Source organism: Neomicrococcus aestuarii (assembly GCF_014201135.1).
Taxonomy (GTDB): Bacteria; Actinomycetota; Actinomycetes; order Actinomycetales; family Micrococcaceae; genus Neomicrococcus; species Neomicrococcus aestuarii.
Window position 1 is genome coordinate 2,374,675 of the sequence record NZ_JACHDR010000001.1, and the last position, 14,622, is coordinate 2,389,296.

Genomic DNA, 14,622 nt, shown 5'->3' on the forward strand with positions numbered 1-14,622 from the left:
AAGCATGCTTCCCGAGACCCCGCTGCAACGCCCGCCCTTGGTGCGGGGACCCGAAAAGTGGGTGGCGGGTGTCTGCACCGGAGTTGCGAGGCACCTCGACGTGGATGTCCGCGCCGTCCGTATCGCCATGGCAGTGCTGACCGTCTTCGGCGGGGCCGGTGTCCTGCTCTACGCCTGGTTATGGATTTTCGTACCGCGTGCTGGCGAGACGGATCGCGCTCGCAGTATTTCTGAAGCGGGAAAGCGCTCGGTGAGCAGCGCCGTCGTGCAACAAAAGCAACAGGACCTCAACGCAGCGGAGGAGCCCGCCCAAGTCAACCGCAATATTGCCGGGCGCGAGCTGCTGGCAGGTGCGCTCTTGCTCGTGGTCGCGGCGCTACTCGCGGCAACCATTTTTGGATTCAGTGTTGAATGGCGCATCATTCTGCCGGCGGCGGCCATCGTGGTGGGTGCGGTGACGGCGTGGCTGCAACTCGATGCGGACCGTCGTGGCGATCTGCGAAAGAGCGTGGGCGCCGAACGCTGGATTGGCGCGATTCGCCTGATCGCCGGGCTTGTTCTGGTGGTAGGTGGAGCACTCGCTCTGTTGACCGGGGTGGTGCCGGTTGACTCTTTGGTGTCAGGAACGCTCATTGCTGTCGCGATCCTGGCTGGCGTCGTGCTGGTGCTGTTGCCGTGGGCGCTCCGCGAGTGGAGGCGCTTCGTAGCGGAGCGATCCGCAGGGTGGCGAGCGGCAGAGCGCGCGGAAATCGCAGCGCACCTGCACGATTCCGTCCTTCAAACCCTCGCGCTCATCCAACGCCGCGCGGATGATCCCGCCATGGTGGCGCGCCTCGCACGTTCTCAAGAACGAGAGCTGCGCGAATGGCTTTACGGCGATCAAGAGGACGTTGCGGCGGACTTGTTTGCGAACATCAAGCGTGAGGCCGGGCGGATTGAGGATGATTTCGGCGGTGAGATCAGCATTGTGAGCGTGGGCAGCACGCCGAGCGAGCTTCCCGGTGCCGAAGCGCTCCTGCACGCGACGCGCGAAGCCATGCTCAACGCCGTCAAACACGGTGGCGGCAAAGTGTCCGTCTACTGTGAGGCCGCACCAGAACGCATTGAGATCTTCATCAGGGACCACGGGCCAGGCTTCAAGATCTCCGATATTCCGGAGGATCGGCGCGGACTGAAAGACTCCATTGTGGGGCGCATGGAACGCCACGGCGGCACGGCCCGAGTCGCCAGCACGCCCGAAGGGAGCGAAATCTCCCTCCAACTACCCGTGACCGCGCACGAACAGGAGAAAACAGCATGACCGAAGACGCTCTGAACAGTCCCGGTAGCGCTCGTGAACCATTGCGCGTGGTGCTCGTCGATGACCACGGCATCTTCCGTGCCGGCCTGCGCGCGGAACTGGGGCCGGAACTGAACATTGTGGGGGAGGCCGCGTCCGTCGAAGAAGCCGTGCGCGCGATTCATGAGCTCGCCCCGGACGTGGTTCTGCTCGACGTGCACTTGCCCGGCGGCCGCGGTGGCGGGGGAGCCGAAGTGGCGCAAGCGTGCGCGTCCGTGCCCACGAGATTCTTGGCGCTGTCCGTCTCCGATGCCGCCGAAGACGTGGTTGCCGTGATCCGCGCCGGCGCTCGCGGATACCTGACGAAATCCGCTACCGGCGCTGACATCACCAGTGCGGCGTATCGCGTGGCTGCGGGGGATGCCGTGTTCTCTCCGCGGCTTGCGGGATTTGTGTTGGACGCATTCGGTACGACGGCGGCGACTGACACCGAGGACAATCTCGATCTGCTGTCGGCGAGAGAAATGCAGGTCATGCGGCTGATTGCGCGCGGTTACACCTATAAGGAAACCGCGAAAGAGCTCTTCATTTCCATCAAGACGGTGGAAACTCATGTCTCGGCGGTTCTGCGGAAGTTGCAGTTGTCCAATCGGTACGAACTAGCACGATGGGCGTCGGACCGCCGCATTATTTAGCAGCAATTCGACGCCCATCGGGGTGAACTTCATTGAGTTTTTATCTGCTGGGTTGTGCCCCGCGTTGGTGCTATCTCTGAGCCTTATGTGGCCCGGCGTTGTTAGCCCAAGAAACGCTTGAGGCGATCCATGCCCTCGTGCAGGTCTTCGTCACCGAGTGCGTAGGACAAGCGGATGAATCCGGACGGGCCGAATGCTTCGCCTGGAACCACGGCAACTTCGGCCTGTTCAAGGATCAGCGAAGCCAATTCGGCGGAGGTCTGCGGCGTAACGCCTGCGATCTCGCGGCCAAGAAGTCCGCGCACATCCGCATATGCGTAGAACGCACCCTTCGGAGTGGGGCACTCAATGCCGTCGATCGAGTTCAGGGCGTCGACCATCGCGCGGCGACGACGGTCGAAGGCTACCTTCATCTCATTCACTGCATCCAAAGAGCCGGATACAGCGGCGAGGGCTGCCATCTGGGACACGTTCGCCACGTTGGACGTCGTGTGCGACTGCAAGTTGGTGGCTGCCTTGATGACATCGGCTGGGCCGGCCATCCATCCCACGCGCCAGCCGGTCATGGCGTACGTCTTAGCGACACCATTAAGGATGACCACTCGATCTGCGAGTTCAGGGGCAGCCGTGGCAATCGACGTAAACGAGGCGTCGTCGTACACCAAGTGCTCGTAAATCTCATCCGTCACCACCCACAGACCCTTTTCCGCAGCCCAGCGCCCAATCTCAGCGACCTGCTCAGGTGAGTAAACCGCGCCCGTGGGGTTGGACGGGGAAACGAACAGCAGAATCTTGGTCTTCTCCGTCAACGCAGCCTCAAGCTGATCAACAGTCACCAAATAGCCCTGCTCTGGGCCAGCGAAAACCTCCACGGGAACACCCTCGGCCAAGCGAATGGCCTCCGGGTACGTGGTCCAGAACGGGGTAGGAAGCAAAACTTCGTCACCTGGATCAAGCAACGTTGCAAAGGTGTTGAAGACGGCCTGCTTGCCACCGTTGGTGACAAGAACCTGCGAGGCCTCGATGTTGTAAGAAGAATCACGCGCCGTTTTTTGCGCAATCGCTTCACGAAGCTCCGGCAAACCGGCAGCAGGGGAGTAACGGTGGAACTTCGGCTGCTTCGCGGCGGCGACGGCCGCTTCCACGATGTAATCCGGGGTCGGGAAATCTGGCTCGCCAGCGCCGAAGCCAATGACGGGACGACCCGCGGCCTTGAGGGCTTTTGCCTTGGCATCTACCGCGAGAGTGGCGGATTCTGCGATGGATCCGATGCGTTGTGAAATGCGGGCCATAGTCACTGTCCTCGATGCTCGAAAATGTAGAGGGGGAACGAACCGAAAAACGGTTGTCACCAGCCTATCGCTGAGCGCGGATTCATGTGCAGGATGTACTCAGTTCGACTTGAGGGCTTTGATTGCGTAAACTATTTCCTCGGCGTGCAAACGTCTGAAGGGTAGTGGCGCAATTGGTAGCGCAGCGGTCTCCAAAACCGCAGGTTGCAGGTTCGAGTCCTGTCTGCCCTGCGCAGTAGCAGTTATCCCCGAGCGGGATGGGGTTTCAACGTTCCGCCACAGTGCGGACGCGCTGAGATCGTCAATGATTCATTGCTGGAGGAACCTAAGTGACTGAGACGACGGCGAACTCTTCGCAATCGCCGCGCGGTGATAGCGCAGCGAAGCGAGGCTTCTTCGCTCGCATCGCACTGTTCTTTCGACAAGTCATCGATGAGCTCCGCAAGGTAGTAACCCCCACTCGTAGCGAGTTGCTGAACTACACGCTCGTAGTGCTTGGCTTCGTCATCGTGGTCATGCTTCTGGTTGCTGGCTTGGATTTCTTGTTCGGAACTGGCTCTATCGCCGTCTTTACAAATCCACCAGAGCAGTAAGCTAGCCCCTCGCGGACGAGCCTATGGGCGAAGCCGTACGGCTTATGAAAGCAAGAGGGCGTGAAATAGTCACGGCTGGCAAGTAATCAGGAATCAGGAGCTTTAGTGTCTCGGGAAGAACTCGAACAGCAGGAAATCGAAGCAGTGAACGAGAGCGCCGATGTGCAGGATGCACCGGTGGCTTCTGACGTTAACGCTTCCTTCTCTGATGCTGACAATTTCTCGCTAGAGAACGACGACGCAGCTTCCGTTGCTGAGGACGCATCCGTTGAGGCGGAGTCGGCTGACGTAGAAGAAGAAGCGGACGTCGATGTAGCGGATGAGGACACGGAGTCTGAGGACGCCGAGTCCGACGATGACGATACCGACGGTGAGTCCGAAGGATCCTCTGAAGAAGAGGGTGCTGAGGACGAGGACGGCGAACCTGCCGAAGCCAAGACCGAAGAAGAGCTCATTGCTGAGTTCCGCACCAAGCTGCGTCGTCAGCCTGGTGACTGGTACGTCATCCACTCCTACGCTGGCTACGAAAACCGCGTCAAGGTAAACCTTGAGACTCGTATCCAGACCTTGAACATGGAGGATTTCATCTACGAAATCCAGGTTCCCATGGAAGAGGTCGTGGAAATCAAGAACACCACCAAGAAGATCGTTCGCCGCGTGCGTATCCCAGGCTACGTCTTGGTGCGTATGGAACTGACGGACGCTTCGTGGGGCGCCGTGCGCCACACTCCAGGTGTGACGGGCTTCGTGGGCAACGCTCACGATCCAGTGCCGCTCACCTTGGATGAAGTTGTTTCGATGCTCGCTCACACTGTTGTTGCTGAAGCTGAGGCTGAAGAGACGGGCAAGGCTGTTCGCCTCCCGATTTCCGAGGTCAACGTGGACTTCGAAGTTGGCGAATCTGTGATCGTCAACGACGGTCCGTTCGAGACCATGCCGGCCACGATCTCCGAGATCAAGCTCGAGACCCGCCAGCTTGTGGTACTGATCTCCGTGTTTGAGCGCGAGACCCCGGTAACCCTCTCGTTCAGCCAGGTCAACAAGATCTAGCGACCCCCCCCTTTGAGCGAACTGCAGGATCCGTCCTGAACCGGTTCGCCTTGAAAGTTTGAAAACTTCGTTTCTGTCAGGCCGCTTACTTGGCGGAAACGATTCGGCTACCGCGCCACGGTAGCCAAACCCCGCAAACACACTCCTGTGTTCGTGGGCAGAAGAAGAGTAGAAGGACCCGACATGGCCCCCAAGAAAAAGGTCACCGGCCTCATCAAGCTGCAGATCCAGGCAGGTGCTGCTAACCCAGCTCCTCCAATCGGTCCTGCACTTGGTCAGCACGGCGTCAACATCATGGAATTCTGCAAGGCGTACAACGCTGCAACGGAATCCCAGCGCGGCAACGTTATCCCAGTAGAAATCACCGTCTACGAAGACCGTTCGTTCACGTTCATCACCAAGACCCCACCGGCAGCAGAGCTCATCAAGAAGGCTGCTGGCGTCCAGAAGGGCTCGTCGACCCCGCACACCGTCAAGGTTGCAAAGTTGACCCAGGCTCAGGTCGAGGAAATTGCTTCTTCCAAGATGGAAGACCTCAACGCCAACGACATCAAGGCTGCTGCCAAGATCATCGCCGGCACCGCTCGTTCGATGGGCATCACCGTCGAGGGCTAGTCCTCGATCGGAACCAAATCATTAACAAACGACCCGCAATGATCTCGCCGGAAGCGAGTAGCGACGTCGTAGTGGCAGGGCCGAGCGCGGTCCAACAGACCACGACTGCATAAGGAGAAAACGCAGATGGCAAAGCGCAGCAAAGCATATGAGGCAGCTGCCGCCAAGATTCAGGCGGACAAGCTGTACACCCCGGCCGAGGCAGTAGCCCTCGCCAAGGAGACGGCCACCTCGAAGATGGACGCAACCGTTGAGGTTGCATTCCGTTTGGGTGTTGACCCACGTAAGGCAGACCAGATGGTCCGCGGTACGGTCAACCTCCCACACGGCACCGGCAAGACCGCTCGCGTCTTGGTGTTCGCAAACGGTGACAAGGCAGACGCAGCTCGCGAAGCTGGCGCTGACTTCGTTGGTTCCGACGACTTGATCGAAAAGATCGCCGCCGGCTGGACCGACTTCGACGCAGCAGTTGCAACCCCGGACCTCATGGGCAAGGTTGGCCGTCTTGGTAAGGTATTGGGTCCTCGTAACCTCATGCCAAACCCTAAGACCGGCACCGTGACCATGGATGTTGCTAAGGCTGTCACCGACATCAAGGGTGGCAAGATCGACTTCCGCGTCGACAAGCACTCCAACCTTCACTTCATCATCGGCAAGGTCTCCTTCGACACCAACAAGTTGGCCGAGAACTACGCAGCTGCATTGGATGAAATCCTCCGTCTGAAGCCTTCCGCTTCTAAGGGTCGTTACATCTCCAAGGCAACCGTTGCAACGACCTTCGGCCCTGGCATCCAGGTTGACCCGAACGTCACCAAGGTTGTTTCTGAGTAATTCAGACGCTTTCTAACTCAAGCGGTTGATGTAGCCCTGGCCTTCGCTCTTCGGAGTGAATGCTGAGCTAATTGACTGCTAGTCGCAGAGGCGGCATCTCGAAAACTCGGGGTGCCGCCTCTCGCGTACCTCGCTACTTCCGGTGATGACGGGTGGCTCGTGGCGATCGGGCGGTGCCGCCTCCATCTTCGGGGCCATTCAGAGTTACTCGTAGCCTGAGTTGCGGGATCGTCTTGATTGAGACAGTGATTTCGCAACTCCAGCTACATTTGGATGGAAATGGGCCCTCAGCGGGCCCGAAAACAGGGGCGAAACGCAACACCAGCTACGATCCGGTGGCCTAGATGGCGCCCGAGATGTTCGCCGAACCATGCATCTGCAACAATGCCTACGATTGCCGGTGCTTCTTCGACCTGCCCATGGCTCGACGAGCGACACCTTTGCGGTTGGGCTAGTCAATCGTCCCTAGACTTGCAGGTTCGTTGGCGACCTGGCGACCTGGCGGCGAATCGGCAAGCCTAGCGACGATCAGCTTCCCGGTCGTCGCAAAGTGGCCTCACAAGGACGTGACCAAGTGCTGCGAACACGAAATGCAGTGACGTGACCTCGTGAATGGGTCGCGCGATCTCCCGCAGTGGCTGATTGACGTCGCAAAGTGGCCGCGGATTTGGAGTTACACCCGCACTCCCGCTAAAGTAGTACGTACCAAAGACCGTTGGTTGGTTTTTTGTGTTCTCTGGTTTCATTCAGTCAACTTGTTCCTGATTCGTCATGAACGGCTGATTGCTGAAGACGGAGATCTCAAAGAACTCGAAGGATCCTCATCAAGAGGACGCCCGCGTAGGTGACACACAGTGAATGTTGAGTGAAAACTCGAAGAATGTTTACGCCCCGTGCACCTGCACCGGGGCGTTTTTTATTGACTTCCTTCCAGCCAACAAGAATTCGAACCCAGGAAGGAGGGTTATGGCAACGCCGAATAAGATCTCCGCAGTTGAGGAGATCACTACCGATTTCAAAGAGTCGGAAGCAGCTGTCCTAACCGAATACCGTGGGCTTTCCGTTGGCCAGTTGAAGGAACTTCGCCGTTCGCTTGGTGCTGAAACCAAGTACTCGGTTGTGAAGAACACCTTGGCTGGCATTGCGGCAAAGGAAGCCGGCATCGAGGCCTTCGAAGGCCAGCTTGCCGGTCCTACCGCAATCGCTTTCATCAAGGGTGACGCAGTGGCAGCAGCCAAGGCGCTCACGGACTTCGCGAAGGCTAATGACAAGCTCATCATCAAGACCGGCGTGTTCGAGGGCAAGGCCCTTGACGCAAGCGGCATCGCTGCTCTCGCTGCTCTTGAATCCCGCGAGCTCCAGCTCGCAAAGGTTGCTGGCGTCCTCAAGGCTCCGGCAGCTGCAGCAGTTCGTATCATCGATGCTTTGCGTTTGAAGCTCGAAGAGACCGACGGCGCAGCACCTGCTGCCGAGGCACCTGCCGAGGCCTAGGCCCAACCCCCATTCATTTTGCGCTGAAGAGCGCACCCAACGAAAGGACGCCACACCATGGCGAAGCTCACGACCGACGAGCTCCTTGAAGCGTTCAAGGAAATGACCATCATCGAACTTTCCGAGTTCGTGAAGGCATTCGAAGAGAAGTTTGAAGTTACCGCTGCTGCTGTTGCAGTTGCAGGTCCTGCAGGCGGTGCTGGCGATGCCGGCGCAGCTGAAGAGAAGGACGAGTTCGACGTTGTTCTTGAAGCCGCTGGCGACAAGAAGATCGGCGTTATCAAGGAAGTCCGCGCGTTGACTTCCCTCGGCCTGAAGGAAGCTAAGGATCTTGTTGATTCCGCTCCTAAGGCAATCCTTGAAGGTGTTAACAAGGAAACCGCTGAAGCTGCTAAGGAAAAGCTCGAAGCAGCAGGCGCAACCGTTACCCTCAAGTAATAGGTTTCGAATTCACGAGAATCCCTCGTCGCCTTCGGGTGGCGGGGGATTCTCGCATTTCCAAGCTTTGAATGCGGGTCTGTGAATGATCCGGCAACTCGGCCGCATAGTTATGTCGAGACACAAAATAGTCACGGTAAGCTCTCTGTGTCATGTCTAACATCCCCTCCCAGTTCTCGGCGCTCAAAACCGTCCCTGGTCGAGACGGTCGAATCGCCCTGATCGACGGGGTTCGTCTGATTGCGGCCGTGATTGTGGTGTTGTACCACTACACCGCGTGGCATCACGATCGGTGGGGAACCGCAACAGCGGCGCAAGCGTGGCCACAGCTGGCCCAGTTCACGGTCTTCGGAAACATGGGCGTGCAGCTCTTTTTCATCATTTCTGGCTTCGTGATCTTGCTATCCAGCTATGGCCGCAGCAAGGCGAAGTTTGTGGGTTCGCGAGTGGGCCGCTTGTATCCGGCGTATTGGGTGGGTGTCATCATTACCGGTACGTTGGTGTTTTTTATTTGGCAGCAGCCCAGCCCCACGTTGACGGTGGGGGAGATTCTGGTGAACCTCACCATGTTCCAGGGCGCCTTCAAGATCGAGGACGTCGACGGTGTCTATTGGACGCTGTGGGCGGAGCTTCGCTTCTACATCATGATTCTGCTTCTCATGAGTCTGAAATGGCTCACACCCACAAAAGTCCTCGCGTTCGCCTTCATCTGGCCCGTCGTAGGACTCATTCTTCAGCTGGCGTTTCCGGATGGTCCCGCGCAGGTCTGGATTTCCCAGTTGCTCATGCCGAAGTATGCAGGGCTTTTCACGGGCGGCATGGCGCTCTTTTTGATCTATAAGTTTGGCCCCTCGTGGCAACGTGGGGCGGCGTTGATACTTTCGGCCACGATCGCGGCGTTCCACACGAGCATTTACGGCCCGCATGAGGCGAAGGAATTTGTGGGGATCGAGCCGCCCGCGATCGCCTATTGGTTGATCGTGTTGGGCTTCTTCGCGATGTTGAGCATCTTGACGCTCACGCGGCTGAATCGCGTGAACTTCGGCGGGTTGAAGACGGCTGGCGCCATCACGTACCCGATGTACCTGTTGCATCAGGTGATTGGCTGGTGGCTCATTGGTTTGCTGTCTCCGGTGCTGCCTCGTTGGGCGACGCTCGCGCTGGTCATCGCGCTCATTGCCGTGGCGGCGTGGGGCGTCAACCGCTGGGTTGAGGTCCCCTTTGGTGGGCGACTCGCGAAGTTGGTGGAGAAAAAGCTGAGCCGGCACCGTCGTGAGACAGCACCGGCCCAGAAGGGGTTGCGTAGTTCCTAGAGGAAGAGGGTCAGGGCCTCGCCTTGGCCGCCGCCGCCGCAGAGGCTGACGGCTGCTTTTCCGCCACCACGACGACGCAGCTCAAGCGCCGCATGCAGGGCCAGTCGCGCTCCGGATGCGCCAATGGGATGCCCGAGTGCGATGGCGCCACCGTGGATGTTGGTTTTCTCGAGCGGGTAGTTCAGGTCCTTGAGGGACTGAACGGCGACGGCGCCGAAGGCTTCGTTGATCTCGATGAAGTCCAGATCCTCAACGTTCCAGCCTTGACGCTGGACCGCGGAGATGATGGCGTTGGACGGTTGCGAATGCAGGGACGTGTCTGGTCCGGCGACTTGTCCGGGAGCGCCGATGGTTGCGAGGATCGTGAGCCCGTGCTGTTGTGCGTACTCTCGCGAGGTAATGACGACGGCGGCTGCGCCATCTGAAAGTGGCGAGGAGTTTCCGGCGGTGATGGTGCCTTCTTTGTCGAAGGCGGGGCGAAGCGCGCCGAGGGATTCAACTGTGGAATCGGGGCGGATGCCTTCGTCCTTGGTTACCTGAACGGGGTCGCCCTTGCGCTGCGGAATGACGACGGGAACAATTTCGTCGTCGAAAACGCCGTCGGCTGCTGCCTTACCCGCGCGCTGGTGGGATTGGGCGGCAACGTCATCTTGAGGCTCGCGGGCAATGCCCAACTCACCGTTCTTGCGTTCGGTGGAAATTCCCATGGATTGGCCGTCGAAAGCGTCCGTGAGACCGTCGAAGGCTACCGAGTCAACGGCCTTCATGTCACCGTAGCTCCAGCCCACGCGGGCGCCGGGGAGAAGATAAGGGGCGTTCGTCATCGATTCCTGGCCACCTGCCACCACAACGTCAGCTTCGTTCAGGCGAACGAGCCGAGCGGCGTCGGTAATGGCGGCGAGGCCGGAGAGGCACACCTTGTTGATGGTGACGGTGGGGGTGTTCCAGCCAAGGCCCGCTTTGATAGCGGACTGGCGTGCCGGGTTCTGACCTTGCCCGGCTTGCACCACATGACCCATGATGACTTGTTGAACGGCTTCGGGGGAGACCCCAGCCTTCTCCAACGCGCCGACGATAGCGACAGCGCCGAGTTCGACTGCCGACTGGCTGGCGAGAGCGCCCTTGAACTTTCCAAACGGGGTACGTGCGCCCCCAACAATCACCGCATCACGCGGGTTTTCGAGCGAAACCGCAGCTGCGGCGTCGTCATTGACAGAATCTGACGTCATGGAAATCCTCACAATCTCACCCAAAATATGTTCTACGACACATCGCTGTGTTCAGGAACTAGGCTACCCGTGATCGAGTGGAGAAATTCGCTTTTACATGTTATGCGCAAGCGTGTAATATGGATCTTTGCGTCTCCCTCATTTTTTTGCAGCCTTCATATAGCGGTGGGCTCAGCCATAGTAGCGACTAGTGCGCTCTGAGGGGAACGTCCGGAAACATGACGGTCTGTGGAAGGATCTCTCTTGGTGGCCTCGAGCACCCCAGCAAACCATACCGCTAGCTCGGCCCGTACCGCGGAAGCGGCAGGTCGACTCTCATTCGCTAAGATTCAGGAACCTTTGGATGTTCCTGACCTCTTGGCGCTGCAAACCCAAAGCTTTGACTGGCTTGTCGGCAACGACGCCTGGAAGGCTCGCGTTGAGGAAGCTGTAGCCCGTGGTGACCACGGACTTGCAACGACCTCGGGTCTGGCAGAAATCTTCGAAGAAATCTCCCCGATTGAAGACTTCCAGGGCACCATGTCCTTGAGCTTCTCGGATCCAGAATTCGCAGATCCAAAGTACACCATGGCCGAGTGCAAGGACCGCGACGCAACGTACGCGGCTCCTTTGTACGTCAAGGCCGAGTTCATGAACAACACCACGGGCGAAATCAAGCAGCAGACCGTGTTCATGGGCGACTTCCCACTCATGACGGACAAGGGAACCTTCATCATCAACGGCACCGAGCGTGTTGTTGTGTCTCAGTTGGTTCGTTCCCCTGGTGCTTACTTCGAGCGCACGCCGGACAAGACCAGTGACAAGGACATCTTCACCGCGAAGATCATCCCGTCCCGCGGCGCTTGGTTCGAGCTCGAAATTGATAAGCGCGACCAGGTTGGCGTTCGTCTTGACCGTAAGCGTAAGCAGTCCGTCACTGTCCTGTTGAAGGCTCTTGGCTGGACCGACTCCCGCATTCTGGAAGAGTTCGGCAGCTACGACTCGATCCGTGCAACGCTCGAGAAGGACTCTGTTAAGACTCGCGAAGAAGCTCTTCTCGACATCTACCGCAAGCTTCGCCCGGGCGAGCCACCAACGGTTGAAGCTGGTTGGGCGCTCCTCGAGAACTTGTACTTCAACTCGAAGCGCTACGACCTCGCAAAGGTTGGTCGTTACAAGATCAACCGCAAGCTCGGTGTTGACGTTGCCCTCAATGACCCGAAGGCATCCGTTCTTTCCGAGAACGACATCGTTGCCATGATCCACTTCTTGGTTGCTCTCCACGCTGGCGAGAAGACCATGAAGGGTGTCCGCAAGGGCGAAGAGGTTGACGTACGTATCGATGTTGATGACATCGACCACTTCGGCAACCGTCGTATCCGCGCCGTGGGCGAGCTCATCGAGAACCAGGTTCGTACGGGTCTTTCCCGTATGGAGCGCGTGGTTCGCGAACGCATGACCACCCAGGACGTCGAGGCCATCACGCCGCAGACCCTGATCAACATCCGTCCAGTGGTTGCAGCTATCAAGGAGTTCTTCGGAACCTCCCAGCTGTCCCAGTTCATGGACCAGAACAACCCGCTCGCCGGTTTGACCCACAAGCGCCGTTTGTCTGCGCTTGGCCCAGGTGGTCTTTCTCGTGACCGTGCAGGCATGGAAGTTCGAGACGTTCACCCGTCTCACTACGGACGTATGTGCCCCATCGAAACCCCTGAAGGCCCGAACATTGGTCTGATCGGTTCGTTGGCAACCTACGGCCGCATCAACGCCTTCGGCTTCATCGAGACCCCGTACCGTAAGGTCGTCAACGGCCAGGTCACGGAGCAGATCGACTACCTCACGGCAGACGAAGAGCTCGAAGCAGTGTTGGCTCAGGCAAACGCTCCTCTTGATGAGAAGAACTTCTTCACCGAAGAACTGGTCCTCTGCCGCGAACGTGGCGGTGGCGGTGAGCCTGTGCTCGTTGAGCCTGCTGAGATCGACTACATGGACGTTTCCCCACGCCAGATGGTGTCTGTGGCAACGGCTTTGATTCCGTTCCTCGAGCACGACGATGCTAACCGCGCACTCATGGGTGCCAACATGCAGCGTCAGGCTGTTCCACTCCTTCAGTCCGAGGCTCCTTTGGTGGGTACCGGCATGGAGAAGTTCGCAGCTGTTGACGCCGGCGACTCTGTCACCGCTCGTCAGTCTGGCGTCGTGACCGATGTGTCCGCTGACCTCGTCACCGTGATGAACGATGACGGAACGCAGACGCACTACCCGATCATGAAGTTCGCTCGCTCTAACCAGGGCAACGCTTACAACCAGCGCGTGCGCGTGACCGAAGGCGATCGCGTTGAGTTCAACTCGATCATCGCTGACGGTCCTTCCACGGACAAGGGCGAATTGGCTCTCGGTAAGAACCTCCTCGTGGCATTCATGTCATGGGAAGGCCACAACTTCGAGGACGCCATCATCCTGTCCCAGCGCATGGTCTCTGACGATGTGCTGACCTCGATTCACATCGAAGAGCACGAAGTTGACGCTCGCGACACCAAGCTGGGTGCCGAGGAAATCACGCGAGACATCCCGAATGTTTCCGAAGAAATCCTTGCTCAGCTCGACGAGCGCGGCATCATCCACATCGGTGCAGAGGTTGAAGCTGGCGACATCCTTGTGGGTCGTGTGACTCCAAAGGGTGAAACCGAATTGACCCCTGAAGAGCGCTTGCTCCGCGCTATCTTCGGTGAGAAGTCTCGCGAAGTTCGCGACACCTCGCTCAAGGTTCCACACGGTGAATCCGGAACCGTTATTGGCGTTCGTATCTTCGATCGCGATGACGACGACGAGTTGCCACCAGGCGTGAACCAATTGGTCCGCGTGTACGTTGCCCAGAAGCGTAAGATCACCAACGGTGACAAGCTTGCAGGCCGTCACGGTAACAAGGGTGTTATTTCTAAGATCCTCCCGATCGAAGACATGCCATTCCTTGAAGACGGAACCCCAGTTGACGTGGTCTTGAACCCACTGGGTGTGCCGGGCCGTATGAACGTGGGCCAGGTTCTTGAAATCCACCTCGCTTGGGCAGCTAAGCAGGGTTGGAAGATCGAGGGCGAGCCTGATTGGGTGAAGAACCTTCCGAACTTGCCGCGTGAAACCGGTCCAACGACGGTTGCAACCCCAGTGTTCGATGGTGCTAGCGAAACCGAAATCCGCGGAATCTTGGGTCACACCAACCCAACCCGCGATGGCGTTCGCTTGGTTGAGACCACCGGTAAGGCTCGTCTGATTGACGGCCGCTCCGGCGAACCGTTCCCGGATCCAATCTCCATTGGCTACATGTACATCTTGAAGCTTCACCACTTGGTGGATGACAAGATCCACGCGCGTTCCACGGGTCCTTACTCGATGATTACGCAGCAGCCATTGGGTGGTAAGGCACAGTTCGGTGGTCAGCGCTTCGGTGAAATGGAAGTGTGGGCGCTCGAAGCTTATGGCGCCGCTTACACCCTCCAAGAACTCTTGACCATCAAGTCTGACGATATTCACGGTCGTGTGAAGGTCTACGAAGCCATCGTCAAGGGCGAGAACATCCCCGAGCCAGGTGTGCCGGAATCCTTCAAGGTTTTGATCAAGGAAATGCAGTCCTTGTGCTTGAACGTTGAGGTCCTCACTGCTGATAACCAGCTGATCGACATGCGCGACTCGGATGAAGAACACTTCCGGGCCGCCGAAGAACTCGGAATCGACCTGTCGCGGGCGGAGCCGAACTCGGTAGAAGAGGTCTAATGCGGTAGCCGCCGCGAGGCACCCAAGCCAAACGGCGGCGTCGTAT

12 protein-coding genes and 1 tRNA gene are annotated in these 14,622 nt (G+C 58.4%); 11 read left to right on the forward strand and 2 right to left on the reverse strand.

The genetic code is table 11. The features are described from left to right. Positions 1-4 precede the first annotated feature (4 nt). Positions 5-1,300 carry an ATP-binding protein gene (locus HD598_RS10915; protein ID WP_183665882.1) on the forward strand — a complete coding sequence of 432 codons (1,296 nt, stop codon included), beginning with the start codon at positions 5-7 and terminating at the stop codon, positions 1,298-1,300. Continuing rightward, positions 1,297-1,974, forward strand: coding sequence for a LuxR C-terminal-related transcriptional regulator (locus HD598_RS10920; RefSeq protein ID WP_071894948.1), 678 nt, complete (start codon positions 1,297-1,299; stop codon positions 1,972-1,974). The genes HD598_RS10915 and HD598_RS10920 overlap by 4 nt, the downstream gene beginning before the upstream one ends. Before the next feature lie 101 nt (positions 1,975-2,075). On the opposite strand, the gene HD598_RS10925 is transcribed toward HD598_RS10920, so the two are convergent. Then, complete coding sequence (locus tag HD598_RS10925; protein ID WP_183665883.1) at positions 2,076-3,266, reverse strand: pyridoxal phosphate-dependent aminotransferase; 1,191 nt, start codon at positions 3,264-3,266, stop codon at positions 2,076-2,078. 158 nt (positions 3,267-3,424) lie between these two features. Between HD598_RS10925 and HD598_RS10930 the strand changes: the two genes are divergently transcribed. The 8 genes from HD598_RS10930 to HD598_RS10965 all read left to right on the forward strand — a co-directional run bounded on the left by HD598_RS10930 (position 3,425) and on the right by HD598_RS10965 (position 9,597). Beyond that, positions 3,425-3,497 (forward strand) — tRNA-Trp (locus HD598_RS10930). Between the two features lie 98 nt (positions 3,498-3,595). After that, positions 3,596-3,859 carry a preprotein translocase subunit SecE gene (gene secE, locus HD598_RS10935; RefSeq protein WP_071894950.1) on the forward strand — a complete coding sequence of 88 codons (264 nt, stop codon included), beginning with the start codon at positions 3,596-3,598 and terminating at the stop codon, positions 3,857-3,859. A 105-nt stretch (positions 3,860-3,964) separates the two neighbouring features. Continuing rightward, positions 3,965-4,909 (forward strand): transcription termination/antitermination protein NusG, encoded by a 945-nt coding sequence (gene nusG / locus HD598_RS10940; protein ID WP_311539022.1) that lies wholly within the window; start codon positions 3,965-3,967, stop codon positions 4,907-4,909. A 183-nt stretch (positions 4,910-5,092) separates the two neighbouring features. Continuing rightward, positions 5,093-5,524 carry a 50S ribosomal protein L11 gene (gene rplK / locus HD598_RS10945; protein WP_071894951.1) on the forward strand — a complete coding sequence of 144 codons (432 nt, stop codon included), beginning with the start codon at positions 5,093-5,095 and terminating at the stop codon, positions 5,522-5,524. Between the two features lie 126 nt (positions 5,525-5,650). Further along, positions 5,651-6,355, forward strand: coding sequence for a 50S ribosomal protein L1 (gene rplA, locus HD598_RS10950; RefSeq protein WP_071894952.1), 705 nt, complete (start codon positions 5,651-5,653; stop codon positions 6,353-6,355). 966 nt (positions 6,356-7,321) lie between these two features. After that, positions 7,322-7,846 carry a 50S ribosomal protein L10 gene (rplJ, locus tag HD598_RS10955; protein ID WP_183665884.1) on the forward strand — a complete coding sequence of 175 codons (525 nt, stop codon included), beginning with the start codon at positions 7,322-7,324 and terminating at the stop codon, positions 7,844-7,846. Between the two features lie 57 nt (positions 7,847-7,903). Continuing rightward, positions 7,904-8,284 carry a 50S ribosomal protein L7/L12 gene (gene rplL, locus HD598_RS10960; RefSeq protein WP_071894954.1) on the forward strand — a complete coding sequence of 127 codons (381 nt, stop codon included), beginning with the start codon at positions 7,904-7,906 and terminating at the stop codon, positions 8,282-8,284. 152 nt (positions 8,285-8,436) lie between these two features. Then, entirely contained in the window at positions 8,437-9,597 is a 1,161-nt protein-coding gene (locus HD598_RS10965; protein WP_183665886.1) for an acyltransferase family protein, read from the forward strand. Here the strand turns inward: HD598_RS10965 and HD598_RS10970 are convergent. Then, the gene (locus tag HD598_RS10970; protein WP_183665889.1) at positions 9,594-10,826 is read right to left on the reverse strand and encodes an acetyl-CoA C-acetyltransferase; all 1,233 of its coding nucleotides are present in this window, start codon (positions 10,824-10,826) and stop codon (positions 9,594-9,596) included. The two genes, HD598_RS10965 and HD598_RS10970, sit on opposite strands and share 4 nt — an antisense overlap. Positions 10,827-11,069: 243 nt before the next feature. Between HD598_RS10970 and rpoB the strand changes: the two genes are divergently transcribed. After that, positions 11,070-14,576 (forward strand): DNA-directed RNA polymerase subunit beta, encoded by a 3,507-nt coding sequence (gene rpoB / locus HD598_RS10975; protein WP_183665891.1) that lies wholly within the window; start codon positions 11,070-11,072, stop codon positions 14,574-14,576. Positions 14,577-14,622 lie beyond the last annotated feature (46 nt).